The 18,590-nt window shown below is 49.2% G+C and carries 14 protein-coding genes and 1 pseudogene; 12 read left to right on the forward strand and 3 right to left on the reverse strand.

Going from position 1 to position 18,590, the window contains the following annotated elements:
* Positions 1 to 120 precede the first annotated feature (120 nt).
* The 6 genes and pseudogenes from def to rplT all read left to right on the forward strand — a co-directional run bounded on the left by def (position 121) and on the right by rplT (position 6,278).
* On the forward strand, positions 121 to 675 hold the full coding sequence (def, locus tag Q1Y74_RS10705) for a peptide deformylase (RefSeq protein WP_300814310.1): 555 nt from the start codon (positions 121 to 123) through the stop codon (positions 673 to 675).
* Between the two features lie 180 nt (positions 676 to 855).
* On the forward strand, positions 856 to 2,895 hold the full coding sequence (locus tag Q1Y74_RS10710) for a tetratricopeptide repeat protein (protein ID WP_300814312.1): 2,040 nt from the start codon (positions 856 to 858) through the stop codon (positions 2,893 to 2,895).
* A 78-nt stretch (positions 2,896 to 2,973) separates the two neighbouring features.
* On the forward strand, positions 2,974 to 4,914 hold the full coding sequence (gene thrS, locus Q1Y74_RS10715; RefSeq protein ID WP_300814313.1) for a threonine--tRNA ligase: 1,941 nt from the start codon (positions 2,974 to 2,976) through the stop codon (positions 4,912 to 4,914).
* Between the two features lie 109 nt (positions 4,915 to 5,023).
* The gene (gene infC / locus Q1Y74_RS10720; protein WP_300814314.1) at positions 5,024 to 5,620 is read left to right on the forward strand and encodes a translation initiation factor IF-3; all 597 of its coding nucleotides are present in this window, start codon (positions 5,024 to 5,026) and stop codon (positions 5,618 to 5,620) included.
* Positions 5,621 to 5,689: 69 nt separating this feature from the next.
* Positions 5,690 to 5,887 (forward strand): 50S ribosomal protein L35, encoded by a 198-nt coding sequence (rpmI, locus tag Q1Y74_RS10725; RefSeq protein WP_300814316.1) that lies wholly within the window; start codon positions 5,690 to 5,692, stop codon positions 5,885 to 5,887.
* 98 nt (positions 5,888 to 5,985) lie between these two features.
* A pseudogene (gene rplT, locus Q1Y74_RS10730) lies at positions 5,986 to 6,278 on the forward strand (50S ribosomal protein L20).
* Positions 6,279 to 6,862: 584 nt separating this feature from the next.
* Here the strand turns inward: rplT and Q1Y74_RS10735 are convergent.
* Entirely contained in the window at positions 6,863 to 7,639 is a 777-nt protein-coding gene (locus Q1Y74_RS10735; protein ID WP_300814317.1) for a porin family protein, read from the reverse strand.
* 16 nt (positions 7,640 to 7,655) lie between these two features.
* Positions 7,656 to 8,774, reverse strand: coding sequence for a PCMD domain-containing protein (locus Q1Y74_RS10740; protein ID WP_300814319.1), 1,119 nt, complete (start codon positions 8,772 to 8,774; stop codon positions 7,656 to 7,658).
* Between the two features lie 547 nt (positions 8,775 to 9,321).
* Here Q1Y74_RS10740 and Q1Y74_RS10745 point away from each other — a divergent pair.
* Positions 9,322 to 10,602 (forward strand): L-serine ammonia-lyase, iron-sulfur-dependent, subunit alpha, encoded by a 1,281-nt coding sequence (locus Q1Y74_RS10745; protein WP_300814320.1) that lies wholly within the window; start codon positions 9,322 to 9,324, stop codon positions 10,600 to 10,602.
* Positions 10,603 to 10,719: 117 nt separating this feature from the next.
* Here the strand turns inward: Q1Y74_RS10745 and Q1Y74_RS10750 are convergent, their stop codons facing one another.
* Positions 10,720 to 11,307: an FKBP-type peptidyl-prolyl cis-trans isomerase gene (locus tag Q1Y74_RS10750; RefSeq protein ID WP_300814322.1), complete on the reverse strand. Its 588-nt coding sequence runs from the start codon at positions 11,305 to 11,307 to the stop codon at positions 10,720 to 10,722.
* Positions 11,308 to 11,960: 653 nt separating this feature from the next.
* Here Q1Y74_RS10750 and ilvD point away from each other — a divergent pair.
* The 5 genes from ilvD (at position 11,961) to ilvC (ending at position 18,470) form a co-directional block, all read left to right on the forward strand.
* Positions 11,961 to 13,760: a dihydroxy-acid dehydratase gene (gene ilvD, locus Q1Y74_RS10755; protein ID WP_300814323.1), complete on the forward strand. Its 1,800-nt coding sequence runs from the start codon at positions 11,961 to 11,963 to the stop codon at positions 13,758 to 13,760.
* 143 nt (positions 13,761 to 13,903) lie between these two features.
* Complete coding sequence (ilvB, locus tag Q1Y74_RS10760; RefSeq protein ID WP_300814325.1) at positions 13,904 to 15,598, forward strand: biosynthetic-type acetolactate synthase large subunit; 1,695 nt, start codon at positions 13,904 to 13,906, stop codon at positions 15,596 to 15,598.
* 117 nt (positions 15,599 to 15,715) lie between these two features.
* On the forward strand, positions 15,716 to 16,294 hold the full coding sequence (gene ilvN / locus Q1Y74_RS10765) for an acetolactate synthase small subunit (RefSeq protein ID WP_300814326.1): 579 nt from the start codon (positions 15,716 to 15,718) through the stop codon (positions 16,292 to 16,294).
* A gap of 263 nt (positions 16,295 to 16,557) precedes the next feature.
* Positions 16,558 to 17,307, forward strand: a complete 750-nt coding sequence (locus tag Q1Y74_RS10770) for an acyl-ACP thioesterase domain-containing protein (RefSeq protein WP_300814327.1) — start codon at positions 16,558 to 16,560, stop codon at positions 17,305 to 17,307.
* Between the two features lie 119 nt (positions 17,308 to 17,426).
* Complete coding sequence (gene ilvC / locus Q1Y74_RS10775) at positions 17,427 to 18,470, forward strand: ketol-acid reductoisomerase (protein ID WP_300814329.1); 1,044 nt, start codon at positions 17,427 to 17,429, stop codon at positions 18,468 to 18,470.
* The last annotated feature ends 120 nt before the right edge of the window (positions 18,471 to 18,590 follow it).

Raw genomic sequence — 18,590 nt, forward strand, 5'->3', positions numbered from 1 at the left:
ACAAAGCAAGACTCATCAATCATTTTAAACCAAAATGTCAAAGAACTCTCGTTATTTGATGATATTTAAAACTAATGCGATTTTATCGCACCAGTAGTATTTTTAAATGATAGATAGTATATGATTTTACCTATTTATGTTTATGGTCAACCCGTTTTAAGAAAAGTAGCGGAAGATATTGCCCCTGATTATCCGAATCTGAAAGAATTGATTGCCAATATGTTTGAAACAATGGACCATGCCGATGGAGTCGGTTTGGCAGCACCGCAGATTGGACTTCCCATCCGGGTGGTGACAGTCAATTTGGATGTTCTTTCTGATGATTTTCCCGAATATAAAGGTTTTCGCAAGGCATATATCAATGCTCATATTCTGGAGGTTATGGGTGAAGAAGTGTCTATGGAGGAAGGTTGCTTGAGTTTGCCGGGCATTCATGAGTCTGTGAAGCGTGGCGACAGAATCCGTGTAAGGTATTTGGATGAGGATCTGGTAGAGCATGAAGAGGAAGTAGAGGGATATCTGGCACGTGTCATGCAGCACGAATTTGATCATCTGGACGGCAAGATGTTTATCGACCATCTGTCTCCTTTGCGCAAGCAAATGATTAAAGGCAAACTGAATGCGATGTTGAAAGGCAAGGCGCATTGCTCCTATAAGGTTAAGACCGTCAGGTAGTCATTGCCATTCTGTTGGGTGACGATGTCCGTTTGTTTTGGGTGGCTTGCTGTTTTTGAATATAAGCAAACGTTATATTTGAAGTTATAAGGCTCAAAAAATATAAAAAGTTTTTAGTTAATCCCGTTAAGTGAATGAAAACAGCTATTTTTGCTATGTTTACCTGTTCTTTATGACAAAATGATAAAAAAGATATTCACGTTTTTTTTGCTGTTTCCGACACTCCTGTATGCGCAGATTAATACGGAACGTGTGATGACGATAGCTCGTAATGCTCTCTATTTTGAGGATTATGTGCTGTCTATTCAATATTTCAATCAGGTGATTAATGCAAAGCCTTACCTGTTCGAGCCTTATTTCTTTCGTGGGCTTGCCAAGTTTTATCTGGAGGATTTCCAAGGTGCGGAGTCCGATTGCAATGAAGCGATACGGCGTAATCCTTTTGTGGTTGGCGCTTATCAAATCAGAGGATTGGCGCGGATTAGACAGGACAATTTTGATGGAGCCATAGATGATTATAAAATGGCTTTAAAATATGATCCTGAAAACGTCATTCTGTGGCACAACCTCTCTCTTTGCCATATTCAGAAAGAAGATTATGATAAGGCAAAGGAGGACTTAGGTAAACTGTTAGCCATTTCTCCTCGTTATACGAGGGCTTATCTGATGCGTGGTGAAGTTTTTTTGAAGCAGAATGATACCATACAGGCACTGAATGACTTCGAACAGGCGATAGAGATTGATCGTTATGATCCGGATGCTTGGAGCGCACGGGCCTTAGTCCGTATCCAACAGGGCAAATATAAAGAAGCAGAAGACGATTTGGACCAGGCTATTCATTTGAGTATTAAGAATGTTGGCAATTATATAAATCGGGCTTTGGTGCGTTTCCACCAGAACAATCTGCGTGGTGCCATGAGTGACTATGATTTGGCACTGGATATTGATCCTGACAATTTCTTGGGGCATTATAACCGTGGATTGCTTCGCGCTCAGGTGGGTGATGATAACAGGGCCATTGAAGATTTTGATTTCGTTTTGAAAATGGAACCCGATAATATGATGGCCGCTTTTAACCGAGGTATCTTGCGTGCACAGACTGGGGATTATCGGGGGGCCATTGAAGATTACTCGAAGGTAATAGCGGAATATCCCAATTTTATGACAGGATATTATTACCGAGCGGAGGCTCGCAAGAGAATAGGCGACCATAAGGGGGCTGAGCAGGATGAATTTAAAATAATGAAGATGCAGCTTGATAAACGGAATCAAAGTGCTGCAAACAACGGTAATAATACGGCAGACTCTTCGGATGATGCTTCTAAGGACGAAAAAACCCGTAAGAAGTCAGATAAAAATGTGGCCAACTATCGGAAAATAGTGATTGCTGATGACTCAGATTCCGAAAGGCGTTATACCAGCGATTATCGTGGCCGTGTACAGGACCGGAATGTGGCAATTAAGTTGGAGCCTATGTATACGTTGACTTACTATGAAAAGATAAGTGATGTGAAGCGATCGGTTCATTTCCATAAGTATATAGACGAGTTGAACCGCTCGAAGGCGTTCCCCAAGATGTTGCGCATTACCAATATGGAGGCTCCGTTGACAGAGGAGCAGGTACGATTCCATTTTGCTTTGATAGATACGCATACATCAGACATTGTGGTCGATGACAAGAATGCGGTTAAGCGGTTTATGCGTGGATTGGACTTTTATTTGGTTCAGGATTTTGATAGTTCTATCGATGATTTCACTAAGAGTATTTTGCTTGATGATACCTTCTTCCCTGCTTATTTCATGCGGGCTTTGGTACGATGCAAACAGCTGGAATATCGGAAAGCAGAAAGAGCCTCAGAGGCAAAGGACAGCGCAGCCGATGCCCTTGAAACAAGCAATGGCGAAGTGACGGCTATGGATTACGATATAGTGAAGAAGGATTTGGATCATGTCATTCAGCTCGCTCCTGACTTTGTTTATGCTTATTATAATCGGGGAAATGTCTTTTCTATGCTGAAAGATTATCGGGCCGCTTTGGCTGATTATGACAAGGCGATTGAATTGAATCCTAATTTTGCCGAAGCTTATTTCAACAGAGGGCTGACGCATATCTTTTTGGGAAATAATAAGCAAGGAATTTCTGATTTAAGTAAAGCGGGGGAATTGGGTGTCGTATCTGCCTATAATGTCATTAAACGCTTTATGGACCGGAGTGAATAACATTTTTTTGCTAAAAAATCGAATATCAAAAAGAATTCGCTAATTTTGCGCTTGAAAGAACGAAATATACATAACATTATGATAAAGATTACTTTTCCCGATGGCTCTGTTCGTGAGTATAACGAAGGCGTAACAGGGCTGCAGATTGCAGAAAGCATCAGTTCGCGTTTGGCACAAGATGTGCTGGCTTGTGGTGTGAATGGAGAAACTTATGATTTGGGGCGTCCCATTGAGCAGGATGCTGAGGTCGTACTTTATAAATGGGAGGATGAACAGGGTAAGCATGCTTTCTGGCATACCAGTGCTCACTTGCTTGCTGAAGCTTTGCAGGAACTATACCCTGGTATTCAGTTCGGTATAGGTCCGGCTATAGAAAATGGCTTCTATTACGATGTTGATCCGGGTGAGACTCCCATTAAGGAATCCGACCTGCCGGCTATCGAGCAGAAGATGGCTGAACTGGCAGCTAAAAAGGAGGCTGTAGTTCGGAAAGACATTGCGAAGGCCGATGCACTGAAAATGTTTGGTGACCGTGGTGAAACCTATAAGTGCGAGTTGATTTCCGAATTGGAAGACGGCCATATTACTACCTATACCCAGGGTGCGTTTACCGATTTATGTCGTGGACCGCACTTGATGACGACTGCTCCCATCAAGGCTATCAAACTGACTTCGGTTGCAGGTGCCTATTGGCGTGGTCAGGAAGACCGTAAGATGATGACCCGTATCTATGGCATAACCTTCCCCAAGAAAAAAATGTTGGATGAGTATCTTGTCCTGTTGGAAGAAGCCAAGAAACGAGACCATCGCAAAATAGGCAAGGAGATGGATTTGTTTATGTTTTCTGATACGGTGGGCAAGGGTTTGCCAATGTGGTTACCCAAAGGTGCCGCTCTGCGCATCCGTCTGCAAGAATTCCTGCGCCGTATTCAGGCCCGTTACGACTATCAGGAAGTCATGTGTCCGCCTATCGGCAACAAACTTTTGTATATCACTTCAGGACACTATGCCAAGTACGGTAAGGATTCGTTCCAGCCGATTCATACACCTGAAGAAGGTGAGGAGTACTTCCTGAAACCAATGAACTGCCCGCATCACTGTATGATTTATAAGAATTCGCCGCGCTCATACAAGGATTTGCCTTTGCGTCTGGCTGAGTTTGGAACCGTTTGCCGCTACGAGCAGAGCGGTGAATTGCACGGATTGACCCGTGTGCGCAGTTTCACGCAAGATGATGCGCATATTTTCTGCCGTCCTGATCAGGTAAAGGATGAATTTCTCCGTGTTATGGACATCATCTCCATCGTGTTCCAGTCCATGGATTTTGAAAACTTTGAGGCGCAGATTTCTTTGCGTGACAAGGTGAATCGCGAGAAATATATTGGAAGTGATGAGAACTGGGAAAAGGCCGAGCAGGCAATTATTGAGGCTTGCGAGGAGAAAGGCTTGAAGGCTAAGGTCGAATATGGCGAAGCTGCCTTCTATGGTCCGAAATTGGATTTCATGGTGAAAGATGCCATCGGACGTCGTTGGCAGTTGGGAACCATTCAGGTGGATTATAATCTTCCGGAACGTTTCCAGTTGGAATATACGGGTGCTGACAATCAAAAGCACCGCCCGGTCATGATTCACCGCGCGCCGTTTGGTTCGATGGAACGTTTCGTGGCTGTGTTGATTGAGCATACGGCCGGCAAGTTCCCTCTGTGGCTGACACCCGACCAGGTGGCTATTCTGCCTATTAGCGAGAAATTCAATGATTATGCCAACGAAGTGAAGGCTTTGCTGAAGAAATACGATATCCGTGCGCTTGTAGATGAACGTAATGAAAAGATTGGTCGTAAGATTCGTGATAACGAAATGAAACGCATTCCTTACATGCTGGTTGTTGGTGAGAAAGAGGCCGAAAATGGTGAAGTTTCTGTGCGCAAGCAGGGTGAAGGCGACCAGGGAACCTTGAAAATTGAGGATTTCGCAAAAAAAATAAACGAAGAGGTTCAAAATATGATAAATAAGTGGTAACTTTGCGCCCACTTGCAAAAGCATGGCATCCTGCGGATGGTTCCGCAGGTGCTTTATTTAACGATAAAGGAGTAAAAACAGAAAAAACAAACGGAAGTAAAAGTTATTAATGAAGAATGACAACTTAAAAGGGCAACATCGGATTAATGAACAAATCCGTGCCAAAGAAGTCCGCATCGTGGGCGATGAAATGGAAGCAAAAGTGTATCCGATAGCGCAAGCGTTGAAACTCGCTGAAGAACATGACGCGGATCTCGTGGAGATTTCTCCCAATGCGCAACCTCCTGTTTGTCGTATTATCGATTACTCTAAATTTCTTTATCAGTTAAAGAAACGTCAGAAGGAACAGAAGGCTAAGCAAGTCAAGGTCAACGTCAAGGAAATCCGTTTCGGACCTCAGACTGATGATCATGATTATAATTTTAAATTGAAACATGCCAAAGGCTTTTTGGAAGATGGTGATAAAGTGAAAGCTTACGTCTTTTTCAAGGGCCGTTCCATTTTGTTCAAGGAACAGGGTGAAGTTCTGTTACTTCGGTTTGCCAATGATTTGGAAGATTGCGCTAAGGTAGACCAAATGCCTATTTTGGAAGGGAAACGGATGACTATCCAGTTGTCGCCCAAGAAGCCTGGTTCGCCCAAGAAGGCCGCTTCTTCCAAAACTGCTGAGACTGTGGCAGACGAACCTGCTGAGGATGAAGAATAAAAAGAAAATGTGTAACGCCAAAGGTATAGTGCGTTGCCATATAATTAATAATTTAAAAGTTTAATAAAGATGCCAAAGATCAAGACGAACTCCGGTGCTAAAAAAAGATTCACTCTTACCGGGACGGGTAAAATCAAAAGAAAGCACGCTTTTCATAGTCACATTCTGACTAAGAAAACTAAGAAGCAAAAAAGAAACCTGTGCTACTCAACAATTGTTGATACCACGAATGTAGCTCAGGTGAAGGAACTCTTAGCGATGAAGTAAGTAAAAGCGTAAAAGTATCAAAGTTATTAACCGGATGTATTAGCTTTAAGTCCGTTGCCGCAAAGCAATGGCGCTAACATTCAAAAACAAGTAAAACTATGCCAAGATCAGTAAATCATGTTGCTTCAAGAGCAAGAAGAAAGAAAATTTTGAAATTGACCAGAGGTTACTTTGGTGCAAGAAAGAACGTTAGGCTAAAAAGAGAAACTTCCGTGCATTGTGGATTCAGCGTATCAATGCCGCCGCCCGTCTGGAAGGTCTTTCTTATTCCAAGTTGATGGGTGCTTTGCACAAGGCTGGTATTGAAATCAACCGTAAAGTGCTGGCTGATTTAGCAATGAATCATCCCGAAGCATTCAAGGCTATTGTTGCTAAGGCTAAAGCTGCCTAAAAGAACAGACTTTATAGTAAAGGTGCCCTTAAGGCACCTTTTTTTATATCTGTATGTCGCTGAATTTTTTGATAACTTAACAAGGAAAGATAAAAACATTTCCTTTTTTCTTGTTTGTTTCATAGAAACTTCTTATCTTTGTTATAGAAAAAATAGCCGCATTGATTGGATCGGGAAACTCATCAATTTTTATGAAATACCGAGACAAGTTTCGTTTCTCAATGGCGGGCCACGCCCTTCGGGGTAACCTTTGAGTCGGTGGATTACAAAGAGGACGAACACTCAAAACATGTTATTCGGAGTTTCATCACATCATCGGTGCGGCTTTCTTATAAAAAATGGCTGTCTCAAAAATATTGAGGCAGCCTTTTTTTCTCAAGTTTTGTTTTAGGGACATTTACTGAATATCCGCTGCCCCCTTTTTCGGGGGGATACCTAAAGATATAAAACAGCCAACTAATTCGCAATGCTTTGTATATGAATTAGTTGGCTGTTTTTGTGTTATTTGCTGAATGTACCTGATTTTGAGCCTGTAGAATGGGGGCGTGTACAACGTAAATCGCGGAGTTTCCCAAAAATGAATTTTAGAAAGAATATCCGAACCCTACATTCAGATAGATGGGGTACATGGCGAAGGTAATGGTGTCGAAGTCTTTTTGGAAGATGTCGTTCAGCCCCCAAGTCAGGGTGCCGTACACGTTCAGGTGCTTGAAGGCACGCCATTCGCCGCCCAACTGCAAGCCCCACTGGAAGTTGCGCAGCTCGTCGGAGAAATCATAGGTGGCGATATTGCCGTTGGCAAATTCTACCTTGCTTCCGCTTTGGTCGGGGGTACGCAGGTGCCCTTCGTAGACATTGCCGGAGAAGTCGCCTTCAAGCAGGTAGGATATGTAGGGGCCGAAGGACAGGGTCCAGCGGCTGGACAGCTTGTAGTCGGCTACGACGGGCAGGGTCAGCAGCGAAAGTTTGGTCTTTGTTTTCACGCCACCTGTCCAGATGCCTTCCACCACGCCTCCCTGGTCGTTGAAAATCTTCATGCCATAGTTCTTCACGGTGGCTTCGGTAGTCATGCTCTTGTTTTCCAGCCGCAGGCCGACGGTCAATCCCCACTTGCGGTTGGCGTCGAACCATTTGGTGGCGTTGCCTTCGATGGCGATGGCCAAGCTGGGCGAATAACTGTCTATGCTGCGTATTTCTACCGGCATGGGCAGAGGAGCCGTTCCACCGATGCTGACACCGGCTCTGACTTCGTACTCCCATCCGCGCAGGTAGGATTGCTTGATGGTGCGGTTGCTTTCTTGTTGTGCCTGTACCGACAGCATGGTCAGCAGCAAGGCGGTCAGTATGATTATCTTTTTCATGCTGTATGATTCCTTCTTATTCGTAAATCAGTTCCACTTCGTCAATGTAGAGCGTGCTTCCTACGGCTCCATTGAAAAGGTCTCCCTCGATGCTGGAGGAGAACACAATGCCCAGTTTGTACTTCCCTTGTGCCAGTTTCTGGGTGTCTACGCTCCGGTTCTCGACTGTTTCAAACGGAATGTAGAATTCCTTCCACGAGTCGGTGGCCACGGCTTCTTCTGCCGGGATGCGTGCCAACTTCACCAGGTGGTCGGAGACGAAGCGGTTGCTGCCGTCCAGGAACTTCACCTGTTCGTCGGTTTCGTAGAAGATGGCATAGATGTCGAAACGGTCGGTCTTGTCCACCACGTTGTTGCCTTCCTTATAGACTTCGCCGGGGGTGTATTTGAAGTAGCCTTTCAGTGCCACGGGTATTTTCAGGAACGGATAGCCGATTTGGGTAGCCTTCAGAGCGTCGTTCAGTGCGTTGCTCATGTCGAAAGTACCGATGAAGATGTTTCCTGCCGCGATGGGCATTCTCATCATGCTGCCGAAGCTGCCGGTGTCTTTGGTCTCCAGGCGCACACAACTTTGGCTGACGCCGTTGCGGTCGATGCTGGTGGGGTAGTCGCTGGCAGACTGTGCCATCCCCGTCAGCTTGTAGCCCGGATTGCCGCTGGCCCACTCCAAGGCATACGGGGCGGAGTCGGAGGTGGCTGCCTGAAATTCAAAAAAAATGTCGTAGGTGCTGTTGGCGCTTTTCAGCGCGTCGAAATGGAAGGTGGTGGGCAACTCTGTCTCAATCAGGATGATGGAGTAGGTGGTTTTCCACTCGCCGTCTTCCGAGGTCACGATGAAATCCCGTGCGGAGCTTGCGCTGAAGTCGTAGTAGGGCGCTTTGTCACCTGCAACGGCTTGTGCGGGTGCAATGCTTGCTCCTTCGGGAAGGAGGAAGTCCAGCTTCAGACTACTCAGGTCGGTAGCCCGCGAGATATAGATAGTAACGGTTTTCTCCTCGGCATTGATGCTGGCCAGCTGCACCTCGTCGCCCGTGCAGGCGTCGATGGCCGCTTCGGAGTTCAGGGCTTCGTCTTGTATGCACGACGCTGCCATGAGGCCAAGCAGCAGGCCGGTTATCAGTTTCATTATTTTCATGTTTCTTCTTTTTTAAGTGGTTAGGGAATAGGTCCGACTTTTCTTTGATGATGCAAAAATACTAAAAAAGTTGGGCTTGGCAGCATCTTTCGGGCGGAGATGATGTGGAATTGTTGCCCAATGTGCGGGAATCAGGCGGAAAACGGTCATTTCCCAGGCTGAAAGGACGGTTCTTCTCGGCAGAAAGGATGCATCAATCTCTTTTCTTTTTTATATCTTAGCGTTTAAGATGTACATCTTAGCGGCTGCGATGTATATCTTAGCCGTTGCGATGTACATCTTGACCGCTGCGATATAACTTTTCTCTCATCTTGGCCATTCCTTTCTGTGGAATAGATACGCCCTTTCTGCCCGATAGCCGACAACTGTCTGCAAGGCTGTCCTGTCGGAGTGTTTGCGGCTTTGATAAGGGGCGCTTGCTTCCCGTTTTCTTTCCAAATGTCACTCCCTGACGAAATCATCCCCTGAAAATTGGGTAAAGTGGTTGACAGATGCTATCTTTGTATCAGTTTTATTTTCGATGAACCAACATAGAACCTTATAACGTATGAACGAAACCGAAAGAAAGAAAATCATTGCGCTGGTGAAGCGTGAAGTCGTCCCCGCCATCGGATGTACCGAACCCATTGCGGTCGCTCTGTGTGTGGCCAGGGCTGCGGAGATATTGGGCGTGAAACCCGAGAAGATAAGCGTGTGGCTCAGTGCCAACATCCTGAAGAACGCCATGGGGGTAGGCATTCCCGGCACGGGGATGATTGGCCTGCCCATCGCGATTGCGCTGGGTGCCCTGGTGGGTAAATCCGCGTATCAGTTGGAAGTCCTGAAGGACAGTACTCCCAAGGCTGTGGAAGAGGGGAAACGTTTTATTGATGAAAAGCGCATCTCCATTGCTCTGAAACCGGACATTGCGGAGAAACTTTATATAGAGGTGTGTTGCGAGGCGGGCGGCGAGCAGGCCGTTGCTGTGATAGCGGGCGGACACACGTCATTTGTCTACGAGGCCCGCAACGGGCAGGTGCTGCTGGACAAGCAGGCCGTCTCAGGCGAGAACCAGGAAGAGGAGGTGCCGGAACTGACTTTCCGCAAGGTCTACGACTTTGCCATGACCGCTCCGCTGGACGAAATCCGCTTCATCCTGGAGACTGCCCGCCTGAACAAGGCCGCTGCCGAACAGTCTTTTACGGGCGACTACGGTCACGGTCTCGGCAAGATGCTCCGCGGCAATTATGAGCACAAGATTATGGGCGACAGCGTCTTCTCGCACATTCTTTCTTACACGTCGGGTGCCTGCGACGCCCGTATGGCGGGTGCCATGATACCGGTGATGAGCAATTCGGGCAGCGGCAACCAGGGCATCTCGGCCACACTGCCGGTGGTGGTCTATGCCGAGGAAAACGGAAAGTCGGAAGAAGAGCTGATACGTGCGCTGATGTTGAGCCACCTGACGGTGATTTATATCAAGGAGAGTCTGGGACGGCTTTCGGCCTTGTGTGGTTGTGTAGTGGCGGCTACCGGCTCCAGTTGCGGCATCACCTGGCTGATGGGCGGCACGTACGAGCAGATTACCTATGCCGTGCAGAACATGATAGCCAACCTGACGGGCATGATTTGTGACGGTGCCAAGCCCAGTTGTGCGCTGAAGGTTACCACAGGTGTGTCCACGGCAGTGCTCTCGGCCATCATGGCGATGGAGAACCGCTGTGTCACTTCAGTAGAGGGCATTATCGATGAAGATGTAGACCAGAGCATCCGTAATCTGACAAAGATTGGTTCACAGGGAATGAACGAGACGGACAAGCTGGTGCTGGACATTATGACAAGCAAATAATAAATGAAGAATGAAGAATGAAGAATTTTCGTTTGATGTGTATCTGCCAAGTAAGGGGACACACCGAAATTCTTCATTCTTCATTCTTCATTCTTCATTCTTCATTCTTCATTTCCTTTAGTGGCAGCATCCGCCTTCGCATCCGCAGTCGTCACCACATTCGTGGTCGCCGCATCCGCCACCGCAGCTGCCGCATCCGCCGCCACAACCGCCGCTCATCATGCGGGCTACTTCGGCCAGCTCTTCGTTGGTTGCCGGACGGCTGGTTACCACTTCGCCTACGAAGTTCAGGTCGCATCCGGCCAGGGGGTGGTTCATATCCATCACTACCACATCGTCTTTCACTTCCACCACACTGCCGTTGATGCGTTGTCCTTCGGCTGTCATCAGCGGGATAATGGCTCCTTCTACGACACGTTCGTTGTCGAATTTCCCGTCTATCAGGAAGATGTTTTTCGGCAGGTCGATGACGTGCTCCTCGTCGTACTCGCCGTAAGCGTCGGCGGCGCCGATGGTGAAGTCGAATTTGTCTCCCACCTTCAGGCCTGCAAGTTCGCTCTCAAAAGCGTCGAGTGTCATGCCAAGGCCCGAAATGAATTGGAACGGGTGTTCTGCGGGAGCTTCTTCTACAAAATCCCTTTCTCCTTCTTCTATCGAGTACAACTTGTAGGCTACGGTGATGTACTTGTTTTCTGCTGTTTCCATTGATATTTCTGTTTTATAGTTAGTATTCTGAATTTCTACTGGGGGAGTTAAGCCCATACTTCGCCCCATGTGAGTCCTGCATCAGCAAAGCTGTTGGCTTTAACTCCTCCCCGGCAGACCCGGACGGGCGATAATTCCTTTCAGCCCCTTTAACTCCTGCAAGTTCCGGTTTTTCAAGCCTTGAACGAGTCCTTCTTGGCAGCTTATGCCCCATGTGCCGTTTGCGATGCGTGCGAATGCCTTCGGAAACTTTGGGGTAGGGCGGCACAAAGATATGATATTATTTGCAATATGGAAAGCGCCTTTCTTCCGTTCGGAAAATGAGGGTGATAAAAAATGAGTTTATAGTGCTCTTTCCTTACGATTATTTAGTTATCCTGCATTTTTTTCTTCATTTTGTTTGGAAATAATAAAAAAGCACTTACCTTTGCGGCATATTAAAAAAACAGAAGAAGATTAAAAGAGATAATTGTTATGAATTTGCATACATCTATTATTAACCTGGCAGTCCTGCACATTATTCGCGTCGTGGTCGTGGCATCAAGAGCGTGAGAAAGGTTTGTGTATGTATATTCGTACGTTGATAATGATTTAGTAAGCCTTTCTCATTCGGATGAGAGAGGCTTTTTAGTTTTAAAAGCATCAGGAGCGATATGAAACATCAGTTACGCAGTTCGTTCAGCACGCAGGGGCGCCGCATGGCGGGAGCACGTGCATTGTGGGTGGCCAATGGCATGAAGCGTGAGCAGATGGGTAAGCCCATTATTGCCATCGTCAATTCGTTTACGCAGTTTGTTCCGGGGCATGTCCACCTGCACGAGATAGGGCAGTACGTCAAGGAAGAGATTGAAAAACTGGGCTGCTTTGCCGCCGAATTCAATACCATTGCCATCGACGACGGCATTGCCATGGGTCACGACGGCATGCTTTATTCCCTGCCTTCGCGCGACATCATTGCCGACAGCGTGGAGTACATGGTCAATGCCCACAAGGCCGATGCCATGGTCTGCATCAGCAATTGCGACAAGATAACGCCGGGCATGCTGATGGCCGCCATGCGTCTGAACATTCCTACCGTCTTCGTTTCGGGCGGACCGATGGAGGCCGGCGAGTGGAAAGGGCAGCACCTCGACCTGATTGATGCCATGATTAAGTCGGCCGATACGACGGTGAGCGACGAGGATGTAGCCAAGATAGAGCAACATGCCTGCCCCACGTGCGGATGCTGTTCGGGTATGTTTACCGCCAATTCGATGAACTGTCTGAACGAAGCCATCGGACTGGCTCTGCCGGGTAACGGAACAATTGTGGCTACACACGAGAATCGTCGGAAACTGTTCAAGGACGCTGCCAAACTGATTGTAGAGAACGCTTACAAATACTACGAGGAGGGCGACGAGAGCGTACTTCCCCGCAGCATCGCCACCCGCCAGGCTTTCCTCAACGCCATGACGCTGGACATCGCCATGGGAGGTTCTACCAATACGGTGCTTCACCTGCTGGCCGTAGCCCACGAGGCGGGAGCCGACTTCAAGATGGAAGACATCGACATGCTGTCGCGCAAGACGCCTTGTCTGTGTAAGGTTGCTCCGAACACGCAGAAATATCACGTGCAGGACGTGAACCGTGCAGGCGGCATCGTAGCCATCATGGCCGAACTGGCTAAAGGAGGACTGGTAGATACCCGTGTGAAGCGCGTAGACGGCATGACGCTGGCCGAAGAGATTGACCAGTACTGCATCACCAGTCCCAACGTCTGCAAGAAGGCGCAGAAAAAATATGCCAGCGCCCCCGGCGGCAAGTTCAACCTGAAGCTGGGTTCGCAGGATGCTTATTACAAAGAGTTCGATACTGACCGTGCCAACGGTTGCATCCGCGACTTGGAGCACGCTTACAGCAAGGACGGCGGACTGGCCGTACTGAAAGGCAACATTGCCCAGGACGGTTGTGTAGTGAAGACCGCCGGAGTGGACGAAAGCATCTGGAAGTTTACCGGTCCTGCCAAGGTGTTTGACTCGCAGGAAGCTGCTTGTGAAGGCATCCTGGACGGTAAAGTACAGAGCGGCGACGTAGTGGTTATCACCCACGAAGGTCCTAAGGGTGGTCCGGGCATGCAAGAGATGCTTTATCCTACCTCCTACATCAAGTCGCGCCACTTGGGCAAGGAATGTGCCCTTATTACCGACGGACGCTTCAGTGGCGGTACGTCGGGCCTGAGCATCGGTCACATCTCGCCCGAAGCGGCTGCCGGCGGCAACATCGGCAAGCTGGTGGATGGCGACATCATCGAAATAGATATTCCCAACCGCACCATTAACGTGAAGTTGAGCGACGAGGAACTGGCTGCCCGCCCCATGACGCCCGTCACCCGCAACCGCGAAGTGTCCAAGGCGCTGAAGGCTTACGCCAGTCTGGTAAGCTCGGCAGATAAAGGAGCGGTAAGACTGATATGAGAAAAATGAAGAATGAAGAACGAAGAATGAAGAATTTTGGTGGTTCTTCACTAATAAAGAATTTCTTCATTCTTCATTCTTCATTCATCATTCTTCATTAAAAAGTATTCTTAATTCTTCATTCTTAATTCTTCATTTTAAAGATGAAAGATACAATTACAGGCGCAGAAGCCCTGATGCGTTCGCTGGAACACGAAGGGGTGCAGACAATATTCGGTTATCCGGGTGGAAGCATCATGCCGGTATTCGATGCCTTATACGACCACCGGAAGACGTTGAACCACATTCTGGTACGCCACGAACAGGGAGCCACACACGCCGCACAGGGCTTTGCCCGCGTGTCGGGCGAGGTAGGTGTCTGCCTGGTGACCAGCGGCCCCGGAGCCACCAATACCATCACCGGCATTGCCGACGCCATGATAGACAGCACGCCCATTGTGGTGATTGCCGGACAGGTGGGTACGGGCTTCCTCGGTACGGATGCTTTTCAGGAAGTCGATCTGGTAGGCATCACACAACCTATCACCAAGTGGAGCTACCAGATTCGCCGGGCCGAAGATGTGGCTTGGGCTGTGGCACGCGCCTTCTACATAGCACGCAGCGGACGTCCCGGTCCCGTAGTGCTCGACTTTGCCAAGAACGCCCAGGTGGACAAGACGGAGTATGCGCTGGCAACGGTCGACTTCATCCGTAGCTACCAGCCGGTGCCCGATATGGACATGGAAGCCGTCCGCCAGGCTGCCGACCTCATCAACGCTGCCCAGCGTCCGTTGGTGCTTGTTGGTCAGGGTGTGGAGTTGGGAAATGCACAGGCCGAGTTGCTGGCTTTCATCGAAAAGGCCGGACTGCCTGCCGGACGCACTCTGTTGGGACTGTCGGCTTTGCCTTCCGACCATCCGCTGAACAAAGGCATGCTGGGTATGCACGGCAATCTGGGGCCGAACATCAATACCAACAAGTGCGACGTGCTGATAGCCGTAGGCATGCGCTTCGACGACCGTGTGACGGGCAACGTGGCTACTTATGCTCCACAGGCCAAAATCATTCATTTCGATATCGACCCTGCCGAGATAGACAAGAACATCAAGACCGATGTAGCTGTGCTGGGCAACTGCAAAGAGACATTGCCCGCCGTTACCGAACTGCTGAAACCGGCCACGCACCAGGAGTGGCTCGACAGTTTCCGTACCTACGAAGAAGTAGAGGAAGAGAAGGTCATCCGTCCCGAACTGTGCCGCACTACCCGCGAACTGAGCATGGGCGAAGTGGTACGTGCCGTGAGCGAGGCAACCCATAACGATGCTATCCTGGTGACCGACGTCGGCCAGAACCAGATGATGTCGGCCCGTTACTTCAAGTACACCCGTCCGCGCAGCATTGTCACTTCCGGCGGATTGGGCACGATGGGCTTCGGCCTTCCTGCCGCCATCGGTGCCACGTTCGGACGCCCCGACCGCACGGTTTGTGTCTTCATGGGCGACGGCGGCTTGCAGATGAACCTGCAGGAACTGGGCACGGTGATGGAACAAAAAGCACCTGTCAAGATGATTCTGTTGAACAATAACTACCTGGGCAACGTTCGTCAGTGGCAGGCCATGTTCTTCAACCGCCGTTACTCGTTCACGCCCATGCTGAACCCCGACTATATGCAGATAGCCGCGGCCTACGGCATTCCTTCGCGCCGTGTGATGGAGCGTTCGGAACTGGCCGATGCTATCCGTGAGATGCTGGCAACCGACGGTCCGTTCCTGCTCGAGACCTGTGTGGAAGAAGAAGGCAACGTGATGCCGATGACGCCTCCGGGCGGTTCGGTGAATCAGATGCTGTTGGAATGTTGAAAATCAGATACGAGTAGACCGGTAGACGAGTTGACAAGGCTTCAGGTTACAAGGCATCTCTTCGTCTCCTTGTCAACTTGTTAACTCGTTAACTTGTCAACTAAAAAATAAAGAATTATGACTGAAAAGACATTATATACCATCATCGTCCATTCGGAGAACATCGCCGGCTTGCTCAACCAGGTGACGGCTGTGTTCACCCGCAGGCAAATCAATATCGAGAGCCTGAACGTGTCCGCTTCTTCCATACAGGGCGTACATAAGTACACCATCACCGCCTGGACGGACAAGGACACCATCGAGAAGGTGACTAAGCAGATAACCAAGAAGATGGACGTGCTGCAGGCGCACTATTTCACCGACGATGAAATCTACCAGCACGAGATTGCCCTCTACAAGATAACGACTCCCGCGCTGGAGCAGACCCCCGAGGTGTCCAAGGTCATCCGCAAGAACCATGCCCGCATTGTGGAGGTGAACCCGGTGTTCTCCATTGTCGAACTGAACGGCATGAGCGACGACATCACCCACCTTTATCAGGAGTTGCAGGCTTTCGGCTGCGTGCTTCAGTTCGTGCGTTCGGGCCGTGTGGCCATCACCACCAGCTGCTTCGAGCGGGTGAACGAATATCTGGCCGAACGTGAGGCAAAGTATCTGAAGAGTAAAGAAGATATGAGTAGACAAGTTAACGAGTAGACGAGTTGACGAGTTGACAAGTAGACGAGTTGACAAGTAGACGAGTTGACAAGTTAACAAGTTGACAAGTAGACGAGTTGACAAGTAGACGAGTTGACAAGTAGACGAGTTGACGAGTTGACAAGTAGACGAGTTGACAAGTAAACGAGTTAACAAGTTGACAAGTAATGAGTCCCTTTTCCCCCTCGTGGCCTCGTTAACTTGTCCCCTCGTCAACTAAACTTAAAAACTAAAAAACTTAAAAACTAACAATCCTCGAACCTATGGACAACAAGATAGGAACCTATAATTTCGTAGCCGAGCCTTTTCACGTGGACTTTACGGGCAGGCTGACGCTGGGTGTATTGGGCAACCACCTGCTGAACTGTGCAGGCTTTCATGCCACCGAACGCGGTTTCGGCATGGCTACACTGAACGAGGAAAACTATACGTGGGTATTGTCCCGACTGGCTATCGAGATGGACGAGATGCCCTATCAGTACGAGACTTTTTCGGTGCAGACGTGGGTGGAGAACGTCTATCGCCTCTTCACCGACCGTAACTTTGCCATTGTCGGCAAGGACGGGCGCAAGATTGGTTATGCCCGGTCCGTATGGGCCATGATCAGCATGCAGACGCGCAAACCCATCGACCTGATGGCCATGCACGACGGCAGCATTGTGGACTATGTGTGCGACGAGCCTTGCCCCATTGCGAAGCCTTCGCGCATCAAAATCACCGCTACGGAGCCAGTGTCTACGCTGAAGGCCAGGTATAGCGACATCGACGTGAACGGCCATGTGAACAGCATCCGTTACATCGAGCACATCCTCGACCTCTTCCCGCTGGAGAAGTACCGTGCGGAGCGCATTCGTCGTTTCGAGATGGCCTACGTGGCCGAAAGCTACTACGGCGACGAACTTTCTTTCTATCTGGACGATGACGGCAACGGCGTCTACGGTGTGGAAGTGAAGAAGAACGGCGGTGAGACGGTCTGCCGGGCGAAAGTGGAGTTTGAGCAGTTGACAAGTTGACAAGAATACAAGTTGACGAGGACATGCCTTGTTGCCTGTAGCCTTGTCCACTTGTTCACTAAAATAGATAAACTAAAATATTAACCAGGCGAAAGCCACAAATAAAAACTAAAACAAAAATGGCACAATTGAATTTTGGCGGTGTTATCGAGAATGTGATGACCCGCGAAGAATTTCCTTTGGAGAAAGCACGTGAGATTTTGAAAGACGAAACCATCGCAGTAATCGGATATGGCGTACAGGGACCGGGCCAGGCCTGTAACCTGCGCGACAACGGTTTCAACGTCATCGTTGGCCAGCGTCCGGGCAAGACCTTCGAGAAGGCGATTGCCGACGGATGGGTACCGGGCGAAACCCTGTTCGGTATCGAAGAAGCAGCCGAAAAAGGTACCATCGTGATGTGTCTGCTTTCCGACGCAGCTGTTATGTCGGTATGGCCTTCGCTGAAGCCGCACCTCACAGCCGGCAAAGCTCTCTATTTCTCACACGGCTTCGCCATCACTTGGAGCGACCGCACGGGTGTAGTTCCTCCCAAGGATATTGACGTCATCATGGTAGCTCCGAAGGGCTCGGGTACTTCACTCCGCACCATGTTCCTCGAAGGCCGCGGACTGAACTCTTCTTATGCCATCTATCAGGACGCTACGGGCAAGGCTATGGACCGCACGCTGGCACTGGGCATCGGCATCGGTTCCGGCTATCTGTTCGAGACCACTTTCCAGCGCGAGGCCACTTCCGACCTTACCGGCGAGCGCGGTTCGCTGATGGGCGCTATCCAGGGTCTGTTGCTGGCACAGTACGAAGTGCTGCGTGAGAACGGCCACACGCCTTCCGAAGCCTTCAACGAAACGGTTGAGGAACTGACCCAGTCGTTGATGCCCCTCTTCGCCAAGAACGGCATGGACTGGATGTATGCCAACTGCTCCACTACCGCACAGCGTGGTGCCCTCGACTGGATGGGCCCGTTCCACGATGCCATCAAGCCCGTGGTTCAGAAGTTGTACGAGAGCGTGAAGTGTGGTAACGAAGCTCAGATTTCCATCGACAGCAACTCACAGCCCGACTACCGTGAAAAGCTGAATGCCGAGCTGAAGGCTCTGCGCGAAAGCGAAATGTGGCAGACTGCCGTTACGGTACGCAAGCTCCGTCCGGAAAACAACTGAATCATCTTCGTTTGAAGAAACCTCAGGGAGTGTCCCGGCCTGCGTTGCACGGCTGGGGCACTCCTTGTTTTTATGGGGGAAACATTTCGGGTGTTGGAAATAATTTCTTTAATTTGTAGG

The sequence above is a fragment of the uncultured Bacteroides sp. genome, assembly GCF_949298305.1.
GTDB lineage: Bacteria > Bacteroidota > Bacteroidia > Bacteroidales > Bacteroidaceae > Bacteroides.

Bases quoted from the DNA above. Each gene is read 5' to 3' on its own strand.
- thrS (WP_300814313.1), top strand. From the start codon at position 2,974: ATGATAAAGATTACTTTTCCCGATGGCTCTGTTCGTGAGTATAACGAA.
- Q1Y74_RS10750 (WP_300814322.1), bottom strand. From the start codon at position 11,307: ATGGAAACAGCAGAAAACAAGTACATCACCGTAGCCTACAAGTTGTAC.
- def (WP_300814310.1), top strand. From the start codon at position 121: ATGATTTTACCTATTTATGTTTATGGTCAACCCGTTTTAAGAAAAGTA.
- Q1Y74_RS10735 (WP_300814317.1), bottom strand. From the start codon at position 7,639: ATGAAAAAGATAATCATACTGACCGCCTTGCTGCTGACCATGCTGTCG.
- ilvD (WP_300814323.1), top strand. From the start codon at position 11,961: ATGAAACATCAGTTACGCAGTTCGTTCAGCACGCAGGGGCGCCGCATG.
- ilvN (WP_300814326.1), top strand. From the start codon at position 15,716: ATGACTGAAAAGACATTATATACCATCATCGTCCATTCGGAGAACATC.
- ilvB (WP_300814325.1), top strand. From the start codon at position 13,904: ATGAAAGATACAATTACAGGCGCAGAAGCCCTGATGCGTTCGCTGGAA.
- infC (WP_300814314.1), top strand. From the start codon at position 5,024: ATGAAGAATGACAACTTAAAAGGGCAACATCGGATTAATGAACAAATC.
- rpmI (WP_300814316.1), top strand. From the start codon at position 5,690: ATGCCAAAGATCAAGACGAACTCCGGTGCTAAAAAAAGATTCACTCTT.
- Q1Y74_RS10745 (WP_300814320.1), top strand. From the start codon at position 9,322: ATGAACGAAACCGAAAGAAAGAAAATCATTGCGCTGGTGAAGCGTGAA.
- Q1Y74_RS10770 (WP_300814327.1), top strand. From the start codon at position 16,558: ATGGACAACAAGATAGGAACCTATAATTTCGTAGCCGAGCCTTTTCAC.
- Q1Y74_RS10740 (WP_300814319.1), bottom strand. From the start codon at position 8,774: ATGAAAATAATGAAACTGATAACCGGCCTGCTGCTTGGCCTCATGGCA.
- Q1Y74_RS10710 (WP_300814312.1), top strand. From the start codon at position 856: ATGATAAAAAAGATATTCACGTTTTTTTTGCTGTTTCCGACACTCCTG.
- ilvC (WP_300814329.1), top strand. From the start codon at position 17,427: ATGGCACAATTGAATTTTGGCGGTGTTATCGAGAATGTGATGACCCGC.